Here is a 22,638-nt window from a genome sequence, read left to right on the forward strand (position 1 = left end):
TTATGCAGTGTTTACCAATTATTTCCTGACATGATCAGTACCTGGCTTTCAGTGCCGTACTTGATCTCGTTAAGGAAGATTTCTTTTCCTTCATCCAATGGAATCATAGAAATTCCTCTGCGTTCGTATTCTGTCTCAAGAGTGGATGAAACCATTCCTGCGCCTTTCCATGGGCCCCAGTTAATAGAAAGTACTTTTCCTTTTAACCTTTTGTTTAAAGCATTAGCATAATCATCCAGTACACTGTTGGCCGCAGCATAATCTGTCTGACCTTTGTTACCATATACGGAAGCAATGCTTGAGAACAATACAACAAACTGGCAGTCTGAGCGAAGCTGTTCAGCCAATACACGAAGGGGTTTCACTTTGGTGTCAAATACACGGCCGAAAGAGCTTGTTGTTTTTTGTTTGAATAATTTATCTTCCAAAAGACCAGCCCCGTGGATTACCCCATCAAGACGATCGTATTTTTCATAAATATTGCTGATCAAAGTACTCAATCCTTCTTCGTCACACAGATCTAATGATTGGTAAATAATGGTATTTCCCAATTCTTCCATATCAAGGATGGTACGTAAGATCTGGTTGTTTTTGAAGACCCTTACCGTCTCTTTTTCAATCTGAGCAGGAGAAGTGAATTGTCCGGATCTGATAAGATAAGCCCTTATTTCCTCTTTGGACTTCAGACCTTCAAATTCTTTCAGGTTTTCAGCTTCTTCTCTCGGGTCTGCTGATCTTCCTACCAGAATATAAGTACAAGGATATGCCTCAGACATATGTTTTACCAGCTCCGCTGTTATTCCTTGTCCACCTCCAAGTACCAGCACAACAGATTTAGAATCTAATTGAATGTGAGCTTCTTCAAGGCTTGTGGACAATGGCGACGGGATGATGTCTACTTTATGTCTTTTTTCGTTTTTATAAATAACCTCAGCAGGTTTGTCATTGGTGAGTATTTCTTTTAAGGTAATTTCAGCAATCTGATCCATTTCCTGAGGGGTGCTCAGGCTGATCAGTCTGCAAGTCGTCTGATCAAATTCTCTTGCCAGACTTTTGAAAAGTCCCGGATATCCCTGGTGATGGCGTAATGCGCGGGCATCATTGATCTCCTGAAGATGAGCAGGAACATCAGAAATAAGGTAAACCCATTTTGCTCTATCAAAATCAAGCTTTTTAATCAAATCAACATGATCAATGATGCTTGGTTTATCAGAAGAGGAGAAGATATCGAGCATAATCAATCCGTCAAAATCGGAAAGGTCTTTTTCAGCATCTACAAGGTCCACAATAGCCCCGTGTTTTTCCAGTTCGCGTTTGATCGCTGAGGTTTGTTTGCTGTTATCCTGAGTGATAGCAAAGCGTTTTCCTTGAAGAACTTCAGTATTTTGTAATAAGGAAGCATCAGTAGGCGTAATATCAAAACGGAGTCTTGACAGTACGTTATTTGCTCCCTCAGGAGCATTAGCTTCCTTTGCTTCACCGGTGATTTCGTTGTTTTCACCATTCATCTCACTGATCCAGCCAGCCAATCCGCGAAGGGTTTTGATGGCAGCCAGTTTTTCCATAATATCATCAGCCTGTTCAAGGTTTTCTCCGAATCCGATTTTATTTTTAAGATCAGCGATGATTTCCATACGCTTGATCGAGTCGATACTTAAGTCTGCCTCCAAATCAAGATCCAAGCCTAACATCTCTTTAGGATATCCTGTTTTCTCACTTACAATATTTAAGATGGCATTTTGAAGATCTTCAAGGGAGAATCCTGTTTGTGCCTGTGGTTTTGAAATAGCAGATTCAGTTATGGATCCGTTTATTTCAGGGGTTGCTGAAGCAGGCGTTCCGGTAAATTCAGTAAGCCATGAAACAAGTCCGCTAAGGGTTTTGATTCCTGCTAATTGTTCCATTACGGTATCTTCATTGGCATTACCGTTGGCTAATGTTCCCAGTTCACTGCGAAGGGTTCCTATGATTTCTACTCTTTTAATGGAGTCGATACTTAAATCGGCTTCAAGGTCCATTTCCATACCCAGCATTTCCTGAGGATATCCTGTTTTATCACTTACTACCTGCAGTAACAGGGATTTGATATCTCTTACCGGAGCCTGTTGTACTGGAGCTACGGCTGACGGAGCTTGCTGATAGGCAGGTTGTTGAGTCGGGATGGCTGCCATTTGCTGTTGTACAGGAGCAGCTACCGGTGTAGTGTATACAGGAGCAGATTGTACATGTGGATTCTGTCCCATGAAGGAAAGCATCACATCACGTTGCGCCTGTATCATCAATTTCATACTATTTAAATATTCCTGGAGCATACGTTCAGCCGTTGACTGGCCTTCCGCTGCCGGAGCTTGTTGGTTGGTAAAACTGTTCATTTGGATTGGATTTAAAATAGGTAATGCACCATTGGAAGGCAGTGTGCCTGTAGTCGGATGTGCAGTTTGTCCGTTAACGCGCCATATCGCCGGGCTTTTCTTATACAATTCAGGCTGTGCGATATCGATCACCTGAACATTTCGGCCCTCAAAAAGTTTATTGATATTGAAATTACGACCTGTACCCAGATATTGGGCTAGCATGCAAAGAAGGTGCGTAAATTTATTACGGCTGTTATCTTCCACATAAAGACTCAGATGATCTTTTTCTATGCAAGATTTTGTCAACCCTGTTAAGATTTTTCCAGGACCTACTTCGATGAATATTCTTGCTCCGTCATTATACATAGCCTGAAGTTGCTCTACGTATCTTACGGGCTGTACAAGGTGATCGGTCAGTCTTTCTTTTATTTCAGACGGTTGAGACGGATATACTGTTGCGGTTGTATTCGACCATACCGGAATCTGCATTTCACCAAAAGAAACATCTTTCAATACGTCGGCATATAAACCTTTGGATTTTGCCAGTAACGGGCTGTGGAATGCACAGGCGACTTCCAGTTTTTTAGCTGAAATACCTTCCTGTTTAAGAACTTCCAAGAGTTTATTGATAGCCTCCGTACTTCCTGCAATCACACATTGTGTAGGAGCATTAAAGTTTACCGGATAACATCCTTCTGCTTTTGCAAGGATAGGTTGTAAGCGTTCGTAAGTTGCACTTGCGGCTACCATGGATCCCGGATCTCCGCCTTGTACAGAGTTCAGAATAGAATGGGCTCTCTGGATACTTAAGTCCACCAGTTTTTCTTCGTCAAATACTCCTGCAAAACATAAAGCCGGTAATTCTCCATAGCTGTGGCCTGCCAGCATATCCGGAACAATCTCCAGAGATTCCAGGAATTTGGCCAATGCCAGATCAACAATTCCTAAAAGAGGCTGTGCCAAGCGCGTATCTTTAATGGTTTCTTTTTGTTGTTTTAAAGCCGCTTCATCAAATGTAGTGGATGGAAATACTACTTTTTCAAGCTCAGGATATTGATCGATAAGGCTGCGCATCGCAGGGAATACTACGAATAAATCACGAGCCATATTGATCCTCTGGCTGCCTTGTCCTGGGAATAAGAAAGCTACTTTACCTTCTTTTTTATTAACGGTGAAAGTATCCTTGGTTTCAATACCTAACAATACCAGCTCAAGCTTCATCATCAGATCTTCAGCGGTGTCTGCAACAATACTGAACTGAATTGGCTTTTCTGAATTGATGCTTAAGCTATAAGCGATATCTTTTAAAGCGATCCCATCATTGATTTCCAATAAGGCTTTGATCCGGCTCGACTGTCCTTTGGCTTCTTCGTAAGTATCTCCACGGAATACAAAAAGCTCTGAAGGCCAGGATTGCATAGCAATAGAATTGTCCTGTTTAGGATGATTCGCAATAACGGTATGGAAATTTGTTCCTCCAAATCCGAACGCACTTATTCCGGCATATCTGTTTTCTTCCGTCCATAAACCACTTTCTGCATAGAAAGCAAATGGACTGGTCTGGGCATTATAATAAGCATTAGGCTGCTGAAGGTGAAGGGTAGGAGGTTTTACTCCATGATAGACTGCAAGAGAAGCCTTGATTAATCCTGCTAGTCCTGCAGCACATTTTGTATGGCCGATCTGTGTTTTTACGGAACCTAAATGGGTTTGTCCCGGCAGGGCTCCTGAACGGCTGAACAGGTTCGTCAATGCACTTAATTCAGTTTTGTCTCCCACTACGGTTCCTGTACCGTGAGCTTCCACCAGTCCTACTGCTGCAGGACTGATACCAGCCTGGCTGTAAGCACGCTCTAAAGCTCTTACCTGGCCAATTTTTCTGGGTGCAGTCAATCCAAGTGCTTTTCCGTCACTTGATCCTCCAACTCCTTTGATAACAGAGTAAATACGGTCGCCGTCACGTACTGCGTCTTCGTATCTTTTTAATACAAGGATAGCAATTCCTTCTCCAAGAGCAATTCCGTCTGCTTCACTGTCGAAGGTAGCACATCTTCCTTTTCTGGAAAGAGCATGAGTACTGGAGAACATCAGATAATCGTTGATTCCGTTGTGTAAGTCTGCTCCTCCGGCAAGAACCATATCGGATTTTCCTAATACCAGTTCCTGACATGCAAGGTCGATGGCTGCAAGCGATGATGCACAGGCTGCATCTACGGTAAAGTTTCGTCCGCCAAGGTCCAGACGGTTCGTAATCCTACCTGCGATTACATTGGCTAAAATACCCGGGAAAGAATCCTCGGTGGTATGAGGGAAAGCTTCCTGTACTTCTGGATGGAGTTCTCCGAAAACCTGCTTATAATATCCCCTGAAGCTGTAGCTGTTGGCAAGGTCATTACCTCCTTCGGCTCCAATGATCACGGAAATATTGTCTCTGTTAATATGTTTTTCACCGTATCCGGCATCTTCCATCGCTCTTTTGGCAACCAGTAAGGTTAATAACTGTGTCGGCTCAATAGCGGCAAGAGATTGTGGTGGGATACCGAATGTCAGTGGATCGAAATCGATTTTTGGAATAAATCCGCCCCATTTGGAGTGCGAGACGTCCGGTCCGTCTGATTCCGGGTGGTAATAAAGGTCTTTATTCCATCTTTCGTCCGGAACTTCCGTCACACTGTCTTTTCCTAAAATGATATTTCTCCAGTATTCTTCAAGATTTTTGGCTCCGGGGAAAATACATTCCATCCCAACAATAGCGATGTCCAATGGTTTTTCTGTGGAAGTTGGTTCTTCAGGAAGGGCGGCACTCTGAACGAATTCATAATTGTCAACCACGGTCTGGTGAAGTTGTTCAAGAGAAATAACTTTATTATGCATGGTTGCCACCTGTCCGATCATATACATGCCCAGATCAAGTTGTTCTTCTTTGGGGATATTAACCAATGTATCACCTTGGCGTTCTATTCCTTTGGCTGCGATACGAAGACGTCCTACGTTGAGTTTTTCAAGTTGTTCCCAAACGACTTTCTTGTCCGTTCCGGCAGCCAGTAATTTTGCCTTTTCTGTGTTAAAATGATCGGCAAAGGCTGTATTCAGGCAACGGGTTTCGTGTCCCGGTGCTGTTTCCAGTAATACGGTGTCTTTTGCCTGCATTGCCTGTAGCTGGAATTCCTGCTGGATAGCTCCGGTTTCTACAGCTTCATGAGTATAAAGGTAAGCTGTACCCATCAATACTCCGATTTTCACACCTCTGGCAGCTAAAGGAGCAGTCATGATCGAAACAAATGCGGTTGAAAAAGCATCATGGATTCCTCCTGCAAAGAATATACTGATAGTCTCAGGGTGATCTTCTTTTAAGATACGCTCAATTTGTTTTTCCCAAAGAACGGTGCTTGACAGCGGACCTACGTGGCCGCCGCATTCACGTCCTTCAAAGATGAAATTTTTAGCTCCTTCTTTCAGGAAAATATCCAGTAGAGCAGGAGATGGAACGTGAAGGAATGATTTTATTCCTGCTTTTTCAAACACTTTTGCCTGTGCTGGTCTTCCGCCGGCAATCAGGACAACAGGAGGTTTGGCTTCTAATATATAGGAAGTCTGTTCTTCTCTTAATTCCTGTGGGGCAAATCCTAAAATACCTACACCCCAGGTTTTTTCACCTGCAAGCTTCTTGGTTTCCATCACCAGAGATTTTGCCGATTCACCTTTTAATAAAGATAAAGCCACAAAAGGTAAAGCTCCGGCTTCTGCTACGGCATTGGCAAATGCCGGCACATCGCTTACGCGGGTCATCGGTCCCTGAGCGATAGGGTAGCGAAGTCCGAGTTCCTGGGCGATAATGTTGTTTTTATCGATAACATGAAGGGCTTTTGCTTGTTTCAAGTGGCCATACATGGCTTCTTTCAATGCAAAAACAAGTTTTTTCAATGTTTTGAAATCTTCATAAAGATCTGTCGCAAGAGAAATGTCTTGTCCCATTGGGATGTAACTGCTGCTGATATCCAGATCTTTGAAGTATGCGGTAAGTTCTTCTGAGGTGATATGATCGGAAATTGCCGGTGAGTTGGGTCTTACCAATACCCTGTGATTGGCTATGATTTTAGTTTCCGTACCATTTAATTTTGAGCATACTTCTTTGACATCCTGAGGAACAGAGCATTCCGGGAATAAGGCTAGCTGACTATCTAAAATAACACCTGCAGCGCCGAGTGACTTCACGGCAGCAGCGGTATGAAGTCCTATTCCTCCCTGTACCCATACCGGTATATCCTGTACCTCCTGGATAATACGCTGGAAAAGGATGAATGTAGATTCGTAACCCACCAGCCCGGCGGCTTCATTCCCTTTGATGATGATTCCTTTCGCTCCGTATTGTTGAGCCAGAAGGGCCTCTTCCAGGTTGGTTACCTGATAGATCACAGAAATTTCAGGAGAAAAATTTACTGAACTTCCATACGGAACAATGGCAAGGCTTACTTTGCCCGGGATCTGAAGAGTATTCTGTTGTTTGGTTGTGAAGTGGATACCATATGAAGGGATATCTATGTGGTTGAGTTGATTCAGTGCTTGCTGGGCAGTTGCTGTGTCTTTTCCTAAGCTTAGTACGGGAAAAGCACCTGCCTGATGTAATTTTAGAATTAGGTTAACGTCCGGTTTTTCAAAAGGGGTTAATCCGATAATAGTCAAGTTTCTCATGGCGTCAATAATTAATTGAAGTGATAGCAAAAAAAATTATAATAAGCTGCTCAGATTCATCGGCATAAGAGCATAGTTTTTTTATGTGAAAAGATTAAAAATGTACTTTTATGACATTGTCAAAAAAAATCCTATTTGATTGATTAATCTCTAATAATGTTTTCCCTTCCAATGTGTTAATGGATTCAAGGGTTATGCCTGGCTTTTCAAAAGGCTTTAGCCTCACAATAATCATATTTTTCATAGTAAATCGGTATTGGAATGATCATGTAATTTTATAAATAAAACACAATATGCATATTTATAATCTGTTTTTATTTGTTATTATTTGTAAAATTTATACTTTGTTATTGATTATAAGTGTAATTTTTCAACTAATTTTCAATATTTAAAATAAAATTATTTAAATCATATTAAAGCATGTTAATTATTTATTTATCCTTATTAAACAGGCTTTTATGGTCTTTATAATTGTAAAAAAAATGATTATAATTAGCATGATATTAAGCAAAGGTAGTGATAAAATATATAATATTTCAATATTAGGAGATTTGTTTTTCTTAATATTACAAAAAAATAATATGGAATTTAAGACAAAAAATTGGGAAAAATTAACATTATGGATTTGATAAAAAGGGTTGTTTTATTTTTGAAAAAAGTGAGTTAAGTAAAGTATTTCACATTTTTAGTTTATGGTTGAAATTTATATTCTTTTGATAGATAACATCATATGGTTCTGAAATGTTAAAAAAACAGATATCGCCGATCTGATAAGATTTTTTTTCATTATTAGAGATATTTTGAAATCTGAACCAGTATTTATCTTTTTTTTGATAAGAATAAAAGTGGAATTATTTATTTGACTATTACGTAAATGTTTACTGTAATTTATATCATTGTATTGTCGTATGTAATAATTTAGCAGTCCTGTTATCCAAAATTTGGAATAGTAATACAAAAACTGATAATATTTTTCCTCTGAAATAATGTCTATTAAAACAGAAAATTTTTATGTATAAAATCTTTTACAGTATGAAAGTGATCAAGAAATTGCTGGTCTCTACTGCGGTAGTATTATCTACTTACTGTTTCAGCCAGATGCCTCATGAGAAATTTGAAAATATTTATAAAGAAATTAAGAAAAAGAATTTTTTCAAAGCGCGGGATCTTTTTGCCGACAATAAAAGGGTATTAAGTGTAGAATATCAATACTTTACAGAAGCAATACTTGATAATGCATTTAACAAACCAGAAAAGTCTAATCAGAAAATCAGCCAGCTGGAAAAGTCGAAAACACCGCTTTCGGATTCACTGATGCTTGCCATAGGCCGTATACGGGAGGATAACTGTATGAAACAACATGACTATGCAGGCGCAAAAAATGCATTGGTTGCAGTTCTTAAACAATTCAGTCATTTGTTAACCGGGGACGAGATAAAAGATTTGAAAAATAATCTTAGAATCTGGACAGCCCTTGAAAATGAACCTCAACAAAAATTGACATTGAACGGTGAAACCAGGTTAAAAATGGAAAAGGACGCAGCTGGTTTAAAGAATCTAAAGGTAAGAGTGGGAGAGGAGACCATGAATTTTATTTTTGATACCGGAGCTAATATTTCTACCGTCTCTGCATCGGCAGCGAAACGTTTAGGTATGAAGATGATCCCGGCAGATATTGATGTGGATGCAATTACCGGTATTTCAGTTAAAGCCGATCTTGCAGTTTGTAAAAAAATAGTACTAGGGAATACAGTCATTGAAAATGCCATTTTTTTGGTATTTGCAGACAATGCATTGAGTTTTCCACAAATCAATTATCAGATTAATGGGATTTTGGGATTTCCCGTTATTGCAGCATTAAAGGAAATGCAATTAACCCAGGATGACTTTTTTATTGTTCCTGAAAAAGAGACTAAGATACCTGCTCTTTCTAATATGGCCATTGATGGGTTAACTCCACTTATTTTTGTAGATGGCAAACATTATAAGTTGGATACAGGAGCTGATCATACGATTTTATATGAACCGTTTTATAGGGAGTATAAAGAAGAAATTGACAACCGGTATAAGGCTACCAGGATAGCAATGGGAGGTGCCGGAGGTAAAATTGAGTATGATGGGTTTAAGATTAATCATACTTTTCATATTCTTGATCAATCGATTAGTCTTAAAAACATTAGCGTACTAAAAAATAAGATTAATAAAGAAACGGTTTACGGAAATATCGGACAGGATGTGATCCGACAGTTTCATACGATGACGTTGAATTTTGATCAGATGTTTATTAAGTTTGATTAATATCCTTTAATAAGAGATCCTATAGACCTATCAATTTTACTCATAAAGTCTGTGTGAAATTTTTACTTGGTATTCATGATAATAAAAACTGAGGAGAATAATGACTTGAGTATCCCAGGCTCAAAACAACTTTATCAATCTGTTTCTACCGTTATGAAAAAAAGACACCATTTAAAATAAAATGATGTCTTACATAGAATATATTAAAAAATTGTAAAGGCTTTTCAGCGGAGGCTTATCTAGTCATTCTGTTTGATTTGAGGGTTATTATTGATTTCTTTATTTGGGATTTGAAATTTAAATTTATCAGGCGTTAGATTAAATCTGCCGAAAGTATGATTTGTACCGGTATACACCCTTTCCAGAGGGATATTGAGCCTCTTCATATCAAACCATGCATAGCCTTCCCCCCAGAGTTCTATTCTTTTCTGAAGGATAATCTCATTGATCAGGTCATTTCCGGATTTGGAAGAAAGGATATATCCCGTATCTCTTTTTGACGCAATATTGAATAATACCTGTCTTGCTTCGGCTTCCCTTCCCTGTCTGGCCAATGCTTCTGCTTCTATATAATACAGAGAAGACGCTCTGATGTAAATATAATCTCCCTCAAAGAGGCTCGGATCTTTAAACTTCCAGCTTACATAAGGAGGATAGTTTTTGGTCTTTCCATTAAAGGTATATTGAGCATTTTGGCTGCCATTAAAAACTTTTTTACGGTAATCTGTTTCCGGGATGGCTTCGTACAAACGTTTATCGATTAACTTACGGATTTGAGCTGCACCGGCATATCCTTCATTGGTATTGTCGAACATCGAGAAGAACGAGGCATAGTAATTTCCGATACTCATCGTGGATATCGTATTATGGAATCCCCAGATAACTTCAGGATTATTAATATTGGAAAATCCGGTCGTTGTATATTCGTTTTCAGTCATTAAAGCGACACCGTCTTTACTTTCTGCTGCATACTGACCTGCTTTTACGTAATTTCCCGTTTGCAGATATACCTCAGCTGCAATTGCTTTGGCTGTTCTCTGGTCAATCTGAGCTCTGGTAGGGCGGGCAAAACTGTCGAGAAGTAGAATAGATTCTTCAATATCTTTCGTTATCTGTCCGTACACTTCTGCTACTGTTGATCTTGGAAGTCCCTGGTTAGGATTGCTGCTTGTGAGTACAAGGGGTAATCCGGGATTTGATTCATGTCCTTTATAATCGTTAGCATAGAATCGGACAAGGTAGAAATAAGAGTAGGCCCTCAGGGCAAGCAGTTGGCCTTTAATTGCTCTGTTTTTGGTACTGGTATCATTTTTTAATTCGTCGAGAAGTTTATTGATGACAAATATTCTTGCGTAAAAAGTGGTCCATACAATTTCTGAAGCTATATTACTGGCGTTGGTAGCTTCATAATTATAAAACATTCCCAAATGCTGGTTGGTAGATTGTATCACATCATTAGACATCAGATCTGCTCCGGCCTTCATGGCCATGATTCCGAAGTCGGAATGTGAGGTGGTTCCCCCGGCTCCGTTGCTTCGAAGGTCGAGATAGATTCCGCCCAGAATTTTTTCAGGGCTCGATTTGTCGGTGTTGAGCTGTTCTCCGGAAATATCACCGTCAGGTAAAGTATTGAGATCATTGGCGCAGCTTGTGCTAAGACCAATAGCTATGGTTGCGATAAAGTATTTTATTGTTTTCATAAATTCTTTTAAAAAGTTAGTTTAAAACCTAAAGAGACACTTGACAACAGAGAATATCTGTATGAATCGGAAACTCCGGTTAGGGAAGCTCTCGGGTCATATCCTTTTCTCTTCGACCATAGATACAGGTTGTTTCCTGTCAAATAGACCTTTAGACCTGATAAACCTGCCTGCTGGGCAAAACCTTCCGGTAGCTGGTAGGAAAGGGTCACATCCTGAAGACTGATATAATCTGACTTGATCAGGTAAAGTGTTGAATTTCCATTTTGATTGGTGGAAGTCAGGTCTACTCGCGGTAATGAAGCATTCGGGTTCTCCGGGGTCCATGTTTTATCCAGATCTGTGGAGTAATTTGAACCATACGTATCTGAGTGGAATAAGCTTCTGTAGATGTCATCATATCCATACCCTCCAAACTGGTAGGCGAAGTTTACAGATAAATTCAGCCTTTTATAAGTGATATCAGTTCCGAATCCTCCATATACTTTGGGAATAGCTGATTTTCCGGTATTGTAATCGGTTGCTTCTTTATAATTGTTGGTAATGGTTTTTTCTTCCTTTTGCGTCGTTGGATTAATGGAAGTGCGATACCATAAAGCATCTCCGTTTTCCGGATTTACTCCTGCAAACTCTTTAAGGTAATACGTATATCGGTCTCCGCCTTCTGTCAAAATAAACAAGCCTGAAACCAGTCCCGTTCCTCTCTGTTCTGCCGGAAGTTTTGTAATGGTATTTTTATAATGTGTAGCGTTGGCATATATACTCCATTGTATATCCTCTTTTTTAAGGATATCTACATTGGCATTTATCTGTACTCCCCGATTGATCATGTCCCCGATGTTGCCATACTTTACATAAGAACCCACATTGGATGGAGCCAGAGGAAGAGCATAAATCATATCCGATACTTTTCGCTCAAAATAATCCGCATTCAGAGTAAGTCTGTTTTGGAAAAATGAAGCCTCAAACCCTGCGTTCAGGTTTTTTGAAGTTTCCCATTTAAGATCTCTGTTGCCTATTTTTTTAGGTGATACAACCGCTTTATCATCACCGAAATTATTAATTCCGTAGATGTCCTGGTATGCATAATAATCTCTTGTGGAGGCATCGAGCAAGATATTGTCATTTCCCTGCTGACCGTAGGAGACCTTTAATTTCAGGGCATTCACCACGGAATTGTCTTTCAGGAAATCTTCTTTGGCAACATTCCATGCGGCCCCCAATCCGTAGAAAGTACCCCATCTGCTTTCCGGAGCGAAAACGGAAGAACCGTCGCGTCTTACATTGGCATTAAAAAAATATTTACCATCATAATTGTAAAGCAATCTTGAGAAATAACCTTCTACAGCATACTCGTAGCCATTCCCAGAAAGATCTGTTATTTTTACCGCATTGTCAAAAGACAGAGAGTTTGGCAATAAAAGCTGCTGTTTGTTTCCTGACATTCCTTCATTTTTGATTTTGTTTAATTCATGACCAATCAAAATGTTGAAGTTGTGCTTATCCACTTTTTTCTGGTAACTCAGCAATTGCTGATGATTCAGTGTGTATCTGAACTGTGATCCTTTGGTAAGGGTACCGCCTACGGATGAAGAAGTTCCTCCTTCTGTGTTTCCGAACTGAAGATTTCTTACATTTTCAAGATAGGCCCCGAAGTTGTAGGTGAAATCCAAACCTTTAATGATTTCATAATTTAGCCCCAGGTTGATATTGGTGATATTGCTTGTGGTTTGTGATTTATCTTTTTGAAGGTTACCTACCGGATTTTCGAAAACGGCATAGGATCTTGTCGCACCGTTAGGACCGCTTCCGTCTCCGTAATCATACAAAGGATTTCCATAGCTGTCATATAATCTCTGATAATTGTCGTCTCTCAAGAAAACAGGATAAAAAGGTGAAATATTTCTTGCAAACTGGAAAGGATTTGAAAACCCGCCCGTTTCACCAAAATCCTGTTTGCTGTAGGTATAGGAAAGGGCACTGGTCAATTTTAATTTTGAAGTAATGGAGTAATCTATATTGGATCGTATTCCGAATCTTTCAAATCCTGAGGAGATAAGGTATCCTTTGTCATCCAGATAATGTAAAGAGGTATATGATTTTACCTGATCGCCGTTGGCATTAATTCCAACGGTCGCCTCTCTTCTTAAAGCCGGCTTGAAAAGAAGTTTTTTCCAGTCGTCCTGATATAATAACCGGGCATCGGGATTAAAAGAACCATCCTGTCTGATCAGTTGGGCAAAAGGTACATTATAAACATTATATCCAAGTCTGTTCAATGCAGTCAACCCTACATCATGTGGAGTAGGACCTGAAGGAACAGCTCCCGGTTGCTTTAGCCTTGCCACTTCACCAATCCTTGCCCTGTTATAAAAAGCAGTATAATAATCCTGTGGTGAAGTATACACCGGATAATCCTGAATGGATCTGAAATTAACTCCCGTTCTCACATCAGCCTCAATGCCAAGTCCTTTATTTTTACCCCTTTTTGTATTCACAATAATGACACCGTTGGCTCCCCGGGAACCATATAGAGCATTGGAGGAAGCATCTTCAAGAAAGGATATACTTTCAATATCAGAGGCTGCAATACTGTTAAGGTTTCCACTGTAAGGAATACCATCCAGGACAATTAACGGATCACTGGATGCGTTAATAGAACCGATTCCTCTCATTCTGATGGTGGGTTGGGAGCCGGGCTGACCGGAAGAAATAACCTGTACTCCTGCTACTTTACCTCCGATTCCCTGAAGGATATTTCCGTTTTGGAGATTAGAAAGGTCTTTGGCTTTTAAAGATTGCACAGATCCGGTGATTTCTTCTTTTTTTTGCTTTCCGAAAGCTACTACAACCACTTCTTTAATGGCGTTTTCTTTGGAAAGGCTGTCTTTAGTTTGTGCAAAGCCATATTCTGCCAATAAGAGCAGGGCCAATACACCGATTTTACATTGTTTTCTTCTCATTCTAGTATCATATTTAAGTTTAAAATTGAACGGGTGTATTACTGTGATTTCTCCGGTTATGAAATAATAATTTCCTACCTCCTTTTTCAGGGAGGATACAATAGGGAGTATTAAAAGCTAGCGGAAGTATGCCCTGGTTAGATCAGGTCTTGAACTGATTGGACTTTAATTCCTACAGTAATGTGTATTTCTTCGAAAGTTATGACATCATCATGGTACACATACACATCATAGATTCGAAACACATATCTTCAGAAATGATAATATGCTTTGAAAGACCTTTATCTGTACAGTTTTTTTGCTGAGCAGCTGCAATAGTCATGATGGTGAGCAGGTAAGAATCAAAGGAGTTCTTATTCATGAGAATAAAGTTTATAATTTTTTTAACTGGGTCAAAATTATTTAATAATTCATGAACATCGTTTAAATGGGCATATGAAATAAATCATATTAGTCTACTAAATTAGTAGGTTAATAGAACTGAATAATTCATTTTATATTTATCTTATTGATATATAGATATTTGTGTTTGCTGCATAAATGTTAAAAAGTTTTAAAAAAAATAGAGTTTGCCGCCATGAATTAAAATTAACATAATAAGTCTATTGTTTTTGTAGACTTTTTGATTATTTTATGATCCTGATTCAAACAGGTACAGTTATTAAACAAACAGGCTTATTTGATTAGTTCTCAGTAATATAGATAAAGTGATGGGCAAGTTTCCCAAAGAATTTATATTGGAAAATTTTATAGTATTAAAATTATAATTGATCATTTCTTAAGGCGGAAAGTAAGAATGCCGAACAAAATCCTTTGTTAAGACTAAGAAGAATAATTAATTTTTCCCAAGGCTGCGGATGTTTTCTAGAAAAATTAATTATATTTTTGAAGATTATTTACCTGCACAATTTCGTATCCGGATATGATGATGGATTAATGACTGTGCAAAAGAGATCCCCAAATTATGATGAGAAAATACTTTACTTACGCTCTGCTTTTTGGATTTCCTTTGCTGGGAGCCCAAACCAAGGCGGACGGACAATCTGCATATCAGCAGAAGTGGACATTATTAGAAAAAGAAAATGCAGCACAGGCTTTTGATGCCGATATTCAGCTATCTGATGCCGAATCGGTATTGGACAAAAAACTATTTCAGCTAAGAAAGCAGTTTCTGGCTGAAACAGAGAAACAAAAAATCCCGATATATAATAGTTCTTTTAATCAGATAAAACCATTGATTGAAAGCACTGCACTATTAAAGATTATTCAGAAAATGCCTAAAGGTGGTTTGCTGCACACCCATAGCGGAGGTCTGGCAAGTATGAAATGGGTTATTTCAACGGCAAGAAAATATAAAGAATGCTACGTTTTTGACCAGAAAGATACCAAAGATTTTATTTACGGACAGCTGGCTTTTTTTGAAAACGGAAAAGTACCTCAGGGATTTGTCAGTCTTGATAAGAAATTGACTGCACAACCTGATTTTGAAAAGGAATTGCTGGGGCTTCTCACTTTAAAACGGGATAACCTGAGCAATTATAATGATTACTGGATTGAATTTGAAAAACGGTTTACCCGCATCAATCTGTTGTTGCCTTATCGTCCTTTTTTCAAAGAATATTATAAAGAAGGTTTCCGTGAACTCCTGAAGGACAACATACAGCATGTAGAGATCAGATATGTCTTTGATGAATTGTATGATTTTCAGCACGGGAAATATCCTCTCACGAAAACTGTTACTGATCTGCAGGACATTGTGAAAGAGATACGTACATCTGATCCACAGTTTAGCTTAAAATTAATCTATTCAAGCTTTAAATTTTTAGATCCCGAAAGCATTGAAAAACAGCTGGAAACTGCATTTGCATTGAAAAAAGAATTCCCGGATATGATTTCAGGATTTGATCTTGTGGCAGATGAGGCTGCAGGGCACAGTATCAATTCTTTTCAGAAAAACTGGAACAAGCTGAATGAGCTGGCCGGGAAATATGGGGTGAATATGCCACTTTTCCTGCACGCCGGAGAAACTACTTCCGTCTTTAACAAAAATATTCTGGATGTTTCATTGCTGGATAACAAAAGAATTGGCCATGGTCTTAACCTGATTTATTTTCCGGAATCCATGAAATTGGTCAAAAAACAGGACAAATTGGTGGAAGTAAGCCCCATCAGTAATCAGATTTTAGGTTATGTAAGCGATATGAGAAATCATCCGGCGAGAGTTTTGCTAAGCCACGGAATTCAGTGTTCCATTAATAGTGATGATCCCAGTGTGTATGGCTATGAAGGGCTTAGTTATGATTTCTGGACCGCATTTGTATATTGGGAACTTGATGTAAAGGCGCTGAAAAAGCTTGTTTTTAATTCAATTAATTATTCTTCATTGAACAACAAAGAAAAGGAAACTGCAATCGCCCATCTGAATACACAATGGAATGATTTTGTTCAGAAAGCAAATTCACAACTAAAATAATAAAAGGTAAGCCGCTTTTATTGGCAATCTCTTAACAACAAAAAGCACCATTCATATCATGGTGCTTTTTTAGTAAAATATCATGACTTCCAAATGGGAGAGTGTGGCTTCATAATTCAAAGTCTTAATTTTAGATTTTTCTGCAACAAACTTTTTAATGACTGACACTTTCCCATACTACTGTAAATCCAGACTATGGATACATTCAAATCTTTGGAAGAATAGCATTTATATGTATAAGCAAACAACATAAAATAAATACTCCACGCATCATCACCGTCAATTCTTCCTTTATTGTATAAACTTATATTTTCTATTCGTAAACAGAGATTCTGTTACAACTTCCCTTAATTGAGATACTCTGTTTATTTCAGTTCTTCTGAACTTTGTCTTATTAAAAACAACAGGATATGAAATCTTTAACAACAACAGAAAATAATAAAACCACATCACAATGGATATAATCAGGTATAATCAAACCGTCATAGAGTAATGTAACCCCTGATCTTTCAGGTTTAAAAAATTTAAAAATACAATAATATGCAAACAATATTAGGTGCTAACGGACAGATTGGCGAAGAGCTGGCCAGAGAATTAAAAAGAAATTTCACTTCCGATATTCGTATTGTCAGCAGAGATGCAAAAAAAGTCAATGATACCGATGAGGTATTCTCTGCAGATCTTTCAAGTCGTGAAAAAGCCATAGAAGCGGTAGAAGGCAGTGAGATTGCTTATTTCACTTTAGGACTTCCGATAAGTTCGGATCTTTGGGAAAAACAGTTTTCTCTTATTCTTCGTAATGTGATTGATGCCTGTAAGGTCAATGGTACAAAACTTGTGTTTTTTGATAATACCTATATGTATCCACAGGATGACAGGGTACTGACTGAAAACACGACATTTGCCCCGGTTGGCAGAAAAGGAAAGGTAAGAAGAAAAATGGCTGATATGGTATTGAAAGAAATACAATCCGGCGGGCTGGAAGCGGTTATCTGTCGTGCTCCAGAATTTTATGGACCGGGAAAGACACAAAGTATTACCAATGCTTTGATTTTTAATAACATCAGAGAGGGTAAAACGCTGAAGGTTCCCTTGAGTGCAGACAAAAAAAGAAGTTTAATATGGACTCCCGATGCGAGCCGTGCCACCGCATTAATTGGAAATACTCCAGATGCCTACGGACAGACCTGGCACCTTCCCGTTGATAAAAGCCACCCGACATACCGTGAATTTATCAGAATAGCGTCAGGGATTTATGGAAAAGATCTGAAATATTCCGTTGTTCCTAAGTTTTTCTTCACCATAGGATCTTTATTCAGTAAAAGAGTGAAAGAGCTGCTGGAGTTGCTACCGAGATATGAGCATGACAATATCTTTGATGATTCAAAGTTCAGAAGTCGTTTTCCTGGCTTTCAGGTAACAGACTACAAAAAGGGAATCATGCAGATAAAAGCAGAACAGCTTTCAGGAAAACAATAAAATCACTACCTTAGAATAGGCTAAAAAGAGTTTTTATCTAACTACATAGACACATAGAAAATGATGATTGAAGGAAAAATACAAGTATGTATTTTATTAAACTAAATCTATATGTCTATGTAGTTTAAAACATCGTAATATCTTAACACTCATAGAACAGTGAGTCTATTTCACTGTCTAGTTTAAAAAAAATGAATAAATCTGAAATGCAACCAATGAAAACTCCGGAAAAAGTTTCATCCATCAGTGCACTGCACCGGTTTTTAGGATTGAGGAAACCTTCAAATCCTTTGATCAGTGTATTTAATTTTGATGATGTACAATTGGAGCCTGAAACCATTCTCAGTACCGTAATAACCGATTTTTATGTAGTTGCCCTGAAAAAAGACTGCGCAGGTGGAAAATGCAAATATGGGCAGCAGTATTATGATTTTGAGGAAGGGTTTATGTACTTTATTGCACCTCATCAGGTTCTGCAGTTTGAAGATATTCTTTTAAACGGTGTAAAAGGCTTTGTATTGGTTGTTCATCCTGACTTTTTCCAAGGGTATCCTTTGGCTTCAACAGTGAAGGACTATGGTTTTTTCTCGTACGCAACCAACGAAGCGCTACATCTTTCCGAAAAAGAGGAAAAATCTGTGATGGATATTATCAGTAATGTAGAACAGGAAATAGATGCCAATATGGATTCTTTTACGCAGGATTTACTGGTCTCTAATCTTGAGCTTTTATTGAAATACAGTGATCGTTTTTATAACCGACAGTTTTTAACCCGGAAAAAGGTGAACAATGATTTACTTTCAAAACTGGAAAATTTACTGGATGATTATTTCAGAAAGGATAAATTGATTATTAATGGGATTCCTTCTGTTCATTTTGTAGCCAATGAACTGAATTTAAGTGCAAATTACCTCAGCGATATGCTTAGGGTACAAACAGGGCAGACCACGCAGCAGCATATCCAAAACAGACTAATTGAAAAGGCCAAGGAATTGTTGTCTACAACAGCGATGTCGGTTTCTGAAATCGCTTACCAGCTGGGATTTGAGCATCCGCAGTCTTTCCATCGTCTGTTTAAAAACCGTACTTCTTTCTCTCCACTGGAATTCAGGGCTTCATTTAATTGATTTTTGTGGTATAAAACAGTAAAAACTAACCGATAAGATTCAGAGATCAGGTTACAACTTTCCTGAATTGGGTTACTTGTCGTCAGTTTGTTATTCCGAAATTTGTGATACAAAATACAAGAGTATGAACACCTTAAAAATTTTAATCATTGTAACCAATGTCAACATATATGCCAGCGGTCATCTGAAAACAGGCCTCTGGCTTAGTGAACTTACCCATATCTATCACGCTGCCAGAGAAAAAGGATATGATATCACCATTGCGAGTCCAGATGGCGGTAATGTACCGATAGATCCGGAAAGCCTCAAGCCTTTTGTTCTGGATAAAATTTCCACGACTTACTGGAATGATGTTTCTTTCCGGCAACTACTGAACAACAGCCAGCGGTTAAGTGATGTTTCCGATATTCAGTACGAGTTGGTGTATCTGGCCGGCGGACATGGAACCATGTATGATTTTCCGGACGACAGAGCCATACAATCCGTAGTTAAAAAACAATACGAAGGCGGAAGACTGGTAGCCGCAATTTGTCATGGTGTAGGCGGGCTTCTGAATGTAAAACTTTCCAATGGGGAATATCTGATCAAGGATAAATCTATGACTGGTTTTGATTGGTTTGAAGAAACCATTGCCAGACGTAAAAGAGAAGTTCCTTTTAACCTGGAAGCCGCTATCAAAGAACGGGGTGCAGATCTGAAGAAAGCTTTCATTCCCATGACTTCAAATGTTGTGGTGGCAGATCATCTTATTACCGGACAAAATCCGTTCAGTTCAAAGGAGATGGCAAAAGTGGTGATGAAGCATCTTGAAAAACAATAAATCTTTTCTTTTTTAAACCGTTTTTAAAAAAACTGATCAATATTTTTGAACAGATCAAAATGGGCTTATATGATAAACCTGTTAAAATTTTAAAACCATGAAAAAAATTATTGTTACTTCCTTCCTTTTTTTTAATCTTTCTCTTGTAAACGCCCAAACCATAGAGTCGGGAAGCCATAGTACAACAGGATATATCAAACCGGACGGCACTATCGAAAACAGGAACCGTTCCACAGTGGGTTACATTAAATCTGACGGAACGATTGAGAATAAAAATCATTCAACAATCGGCTACATCAAAGGTGATGGCACTATAGAAAATGCCGGTCATTCTACTGTAGGCTATGTTAAAAAAGACGGCACCGTAGAAAACAGCAGCCGTTCCACCATAGGATATATCAAAGATAACGGGACGGTCGAAAATAGCAGTCACAGTACTATCGGCTATGCTAATGGTATCAATAAAGAATGGGCAGCGGTCGTGTATTTCTTTTTTAAGCTAGATTAATCCGCCTGCCGTCCAAAAAAAATTACGCCTTATCCCGCGATTAATGATCAAGTCTGTAAATAAATTCCTCAATCTCCGCTTGCCTGGCGTTGGCAAATCCTTTGTCAGTCCCTATTTTTACAAATCCACAGTTTTCCAAAACTTTCTGTGAGCCAAGGTTATCAAAAGCAACACGCCCGAATATAGGTCTGACTGTTTCCATAGCAAGTAGTTTTTCTAATGCTTTCGTAGCGATCCCTTTCCCCCAGAAACTCTTATCAATCCAGTATGTGATCTCTGCATCACCCTCCATCATAAACTTGGCAATACTTCCTGCGATCACTGTATCGACTATAATGGTTTGATTGTTGACTGTGGGATCAGCCAGCAGTTTGGTATATTTAGCAAGATAAGCTTCCTGATTGGCAGAATCTTTTGAGGTAAATGCTGCCAGATGGTTTGCTTCAGGATCAAGCTGAAACCGGAATAAAATGGGTAGATCTGCAATTGTAGTGGATCTGAGTTGTATTTCAGGAATTGTATTTTTCATAGGAGTGATTACGTAGTTTTATTTTCAAATATAATTAAATATTGTTATGGTAAAGTATATTATACGTGTCGTGTTTGTAAGAAAAATAGAATGATCCCGAAATCATAAAATGTAATACATATTTAATGCTGAGGTAATTTCAATACCGATGAAATCCGGTAGTTTCGTGTGCAATTTAAACTAGTAATACATTCTACACCTCATTACCGATCTGATTATGATTCAAAAACAACTCCTTGGCTGGATGCTGATGGTTGCTGTGACCAGTATCGCATGCCAGAACAACCAATTAACCTCTCCCTCAATGGAGGAAGAGCTCCCTTTACAGGTAAATGCTGCTAAAGCGACTACAGATGTAAGTGTGAACCCTTTTGTTGACACAAGTACCTATATCAACTCTGGATTTACTTTTTTAAAGCCTTCCCAGGTCAATAAAAACCGTCAGGCCATTGGAGGAAACTCATACACGGAAGTCTATGGATTCAATATCCCTGAAGAAAACAGAGTCCGGGGAATCCGTTGGAACACTGACGATGAAACTACCTCTATCTGGCGTCCACAGGGCATTGCCGGATTTACCAAAGATGGTATCCGTTACCTGTTGGTGAGCTGGTATGCAAAAGATGATGCCGAATATAAAGGTTCCCGCATTACGCTTATTGACATCAGCCCAAGCTCAAGTACTTATCTTACCTATCGACATATTCTTCTCGTGCAACCTGATATTCCGACAGGCACCACCAATTATACTCAGTATGGCTCCTATGCTCCGTTAAAAGTGCATGCCGGAGGTATTGCTTATTTCAAAGGGAAAATCTACCTCAGCAGCACCAATCTTGGTGTTCGTATATTTGATCTGGATAAAATTATTGAAGTCAGTACGGGAGATGCTACCAATGACAAATGTGGTAAAGATACCAACGGTAATCTGTTTGCTTTCAACTATAGGTATATATTACCTCAGATCGGATTTCAAAAGATCAGTAATGCCAGTCCTTTCTCCACGATACAGGTCAACGATGAAGGAACCCAGCTCTGGACAGGTCAGTATTATGCAGGCAGTGCTGATGCTTCTATTGTTCCTAAAGTCTTTGGATTTCCCATTGATGCTGGAGGCAAACTTCAGAACTCAGGGATTGTTAGTGTAAGTCCGAAGAACAGCCTTTTTGCCGATAACCATGCCCATGGCATTCAGGGGATATTCAGGAAAGGAAACAGAACATGGCTCTCATGTACGGGATCTCCAAGCAATTCTTATGGCTCCAACGCCCGGTTGGCAAGATATACCGATGGAGCTGATGACACTGTACGCTACCGATGGCCCTATGGTGCAGAATCTCTCTATTATGAATCTCAATACAATTATCTGTGGAGCCTTACGGAATACGAACCCAACGCCGGAGCTCAGAATGGCAGTCAGGTCAACAGATGCATTTTTGCAGTGGATTTTTCGAAGTATGAATAAAGGGAAGCTAGATAAAAAGAATTATTACAACAATACATTATTATTTAGCGCATTGTTTTTTTATTTTTTAAACTACATACATACCTAGTTTTAGGAAATTATAAAACGAATTAATCTCAATTTTTCCACACGATTGTTTCGTGTGGTTTTTTATGCAATAATTTTCTTAAAAATTTTTTACCTTCATCAAAACATAATTAATGAATCATAATGCAATTACTACCATTATG

The 22,638-nt window shown here is 38.7% G+C and carries 12 protein-coding genes; 7 read left to right on the top strand and 5 right to left on the bottom strand.

Translation table 11 applies throughout. The annotated features are described in order from the left end of the window. Positions 1 to 11: 11 nt before the first annotated feature. Positions 12 to 7,046 carry a type I polyketide synthase gene (locus tag M030_RS0114385; RefSeq protein WP_027374136.1) on the bottom strand — a complete coding sequence of 2,345 codons (7,035 nt, stop codon included), beginning with the start codon at positions 7,044 to 7,046 and terminating at the stop codon, positions 12 to 14. A gap of 1,011 nt (positions 7,047 to 8,057) precedes the next feature. Between M030_RS0114385 and M030_RS0114400 the strand changes: the two genes are divergently transcribed. Beyond that, the gene (locus M030_RS0114400; RefSeq protein WP_027374137.1) at positions 8,058 to 9,344 is read left to right on the top strand and encodes a retropepsin-like aspartic protease; all 1,287 of its coding nucleotides are present in this window, start codon (positions 8,058 to 8,060) and stop codon (positions 9,342 to 9,344) included. Between the two features lie 239 nt (positions 9,345 to 9,583). On the opposite strand, the gene M030_RS0114405 is transcribed toward M030_RS0114400, so the two are convergent. The 3 genes from M030_RS0114405 to M030_RS25570 form a co-directional block, all read right to left on the bottom strand. Continuing rightward, a complete protein-coding gene (locus M030_RS0114405) occupies positions 9,584 to 11,044 on the bottom strand; it encodes a RagB/SusD family nutrient uptake outer membrane protein (RefSeq protein WP_027374138.1) in 1,461 nt (486 codons plus the stop codon). An 8-nt stretch (positions 11,045 to 11,052) separates the two neighbouring features. Further along, the gene (locus M030_RS0114410) at positions 11,053 to 14,007 is read right to left on the bottom strand and encodes a SusC/RagA family TonB-linked outer membrane protein (protein ID WP_027374139.1); all 2,955 of its coding nucleotides are present in this window, start codon (positions 14,005 to 14,007) and stop codon (positions 11,053 to 11,055) included. Positions 14,008 to 14,206: 199 nt separating this feature from the next. Beyond that, positions 14,207 to 14,368, bottom strand: a complete 162-nt coding sequence (locus tag M030_RS25570) for a hypothetical protein (protein WP_155860259.1) — start codon at positions 14,366 to 14,368, stop codon at positions 14,207 to 14,209. Between the two features lie 603 nt (positions 14,369 to 14,971). On the opposite strand from M030_RS25570, the gene M030_RS0114420 reads away from it, so the two are divergent. From M030_RS0114420 to M030_RS0114440, 5 genes are all read left to right on the top strand, one after another. Then, positions 14,972 to 16,480: an adenosine kinase gene (locus M030_RS0114420; protein WP_027374140.1), complete on the top strand. Its 1,509-nt coding sequence runs from the start codon at positions 14,972 to 14,974 to the stop codon at positions 16,478 to 16,480. 540 nt (positions 16,481 to 17,020) lie between these two features. Continuing rightward, entirely contained in the window at positions 17,021 to 17,959 is a 939-nt protein-coding gene (locus M030_RS0114425; protein ID WP_027374141.1) for an NAD-dependent epimerase/dehydratase family protein, read from the top strand. A gap of 215 nt (positions 17,960 to 18,174) precedes the next feature. Beyond that, complete coding sequence (locus M030_RS0114430) at positions 18,175 to 19,086, top strand: helix-turn-helix domain-containing protein (protein WP_027374142.1); 912 nt, start codon at positions 18,175 to 18,177, stop codon at positions 19,084 to 19,086. Between the two features lie 124 nt (positions 19,087 to 19,210). Beyond that, a complete protein-coding gene (locus M030_RS0114435) occupies positions 19,211 to 19,906 on the top strand; it encodes a type 1 glutamine amidotransferase domain-containing protein (RefSeq protein WP_027374143.1) in 696 nt (231 codons plus the stop codon). A 97-nt stretch (positions 19,907 to 20,003) separates the two neighbouring features. After that, positions 20,004 to 20,414 carry a 5-fold beta-flower protein gene (locus M030_RS0114440; RefSeq protein WP_027374144.1) on the top strand — a complete coding sequence of 137 codons (411 nt, stop codon included), beginning with the start codon at positions 20,004 to 20,006 and terminating at the stop codon, positions 20,412 to 20,414. A gap of 40 nt (positions 20,415 to 20,454) precedes the next feature. Here M030_RS0114440 and M030_RS0114445 read toward each other — a convergent pair whose 3' ends face one another. Further along, entirely contained in the window at positions 20,455 to 20,943 is a 489-nt protein-coding gene (locus M030_RS0114445; protein WP_027374145.1) for a GNAT family N-acetyltransferase, read from the bottom strand. Positions 20,944 to 21,160: 217 nt separating this feature from the next. Between M030_RS0114445 and M030_RS0114450 the strand changes: the two genes are divergently transcribed. After that, positions 21,161 to 22,408, top strand: a complete 1,248-nt coding sequence (locus tag M030_RS0114450; protein WP_051585088.1) for a hypothetical protein — start codon at positions 21,161 to 21,163, stop codon at positions 22,406 to 22,408. The last annotated feature ends 230 nt before the right edge of the window (positions 22,409 to 22,638 follow it).

The organism is Chryseobacterium sp. UNC8MFCol, from assembly GCF_000482305.1.
Taxonomy (GTDB): Bacteria; Bacteroidota; Bacteroidia; order Flavobacteriales; family Weeksellaceae; genus Chryseobacterium; species Chryseobacterium indologenes.

Coding starts and splice junctions, on each gene's coding strand:
- M030_RS0114400 (WP_027374137.1), top strand. CDS start 8,058: ATGTATAAAATCTTTTACAGTATGAAAGTGATCAAGAAATTGCTGGTC.
- M030_RS0114450 (WP_051585088.1), top strand. CDS start 21,161: ATGATTCAAAAACAACTCCTTGGCTGGATGCTGATGGTTGCTGTGACC.
- M030_RS0114435 (WP_027374143.1), top strand. CDS start 19,211: ATGAACACCTTAAAAATTTTAATCATTGTAACCAATGTCAACATATAT.
- M030_RS0114425 (WP_027374141.1), top strand. CDS start 17,021: ATGCAAACAATATTAGGTGCTAACGGACAGATTGGCGAAGAGCTGGCC.
- M030_RS0114410 (WP_027374139.1), bottom strand. CDS start 14,007: ATGAGAAGAAAACAATGTAAAATCGGTGTATTGGCCCTGCTCTTATTG.
- M030_RS25570 (WP_155860259.1), bottom strand. CDS start 14,368: ATGAATAAGAACTCCTTTGATTCTTACCTGCTCACCATCATGACTATT.
- M030_RS0114445 (WP_027374145.1), bottom strand. CDS start 20,943: ATGAAAAATACAATTCCTGAAATACAACTCAGATCCACTACAATTGCA.
- M030_RS0114420 (WP_027374140.1), top strand. CDS start 14,972: ATGATGAGAAAATACTTTACTTACGCTCTGCTTTTTGGATTTCCTTTG.
- M030_RS0114440 (WP_027374144.1), top strand. CDS start 20,004: ATGAAAAAAATTATTGTTACTTCCTTCCTTTTTTTTAATCTTTCTCTT.
- M030_RS0114430 (WP_027374142.1), top strand. CDS start 18,175: ATGAAAACTCCGGAAAAAGTTTCATCCATCAGTGCACTGCACCGGTTT.
- M030_RS0114405 (WP_027374138.1), bottom strand. CDS start 11,044: ATGAAAACAATAAAATACTTTATCGCAACCATAGCTATTGGTCTTAGC.
- M030_RS0114385 (WP_027374136.1), bottom strand. CDS start 7,046: ATGAGAAACTTGACTATTATCGGATTAACCCCTTTTGAAAAACCGGAC.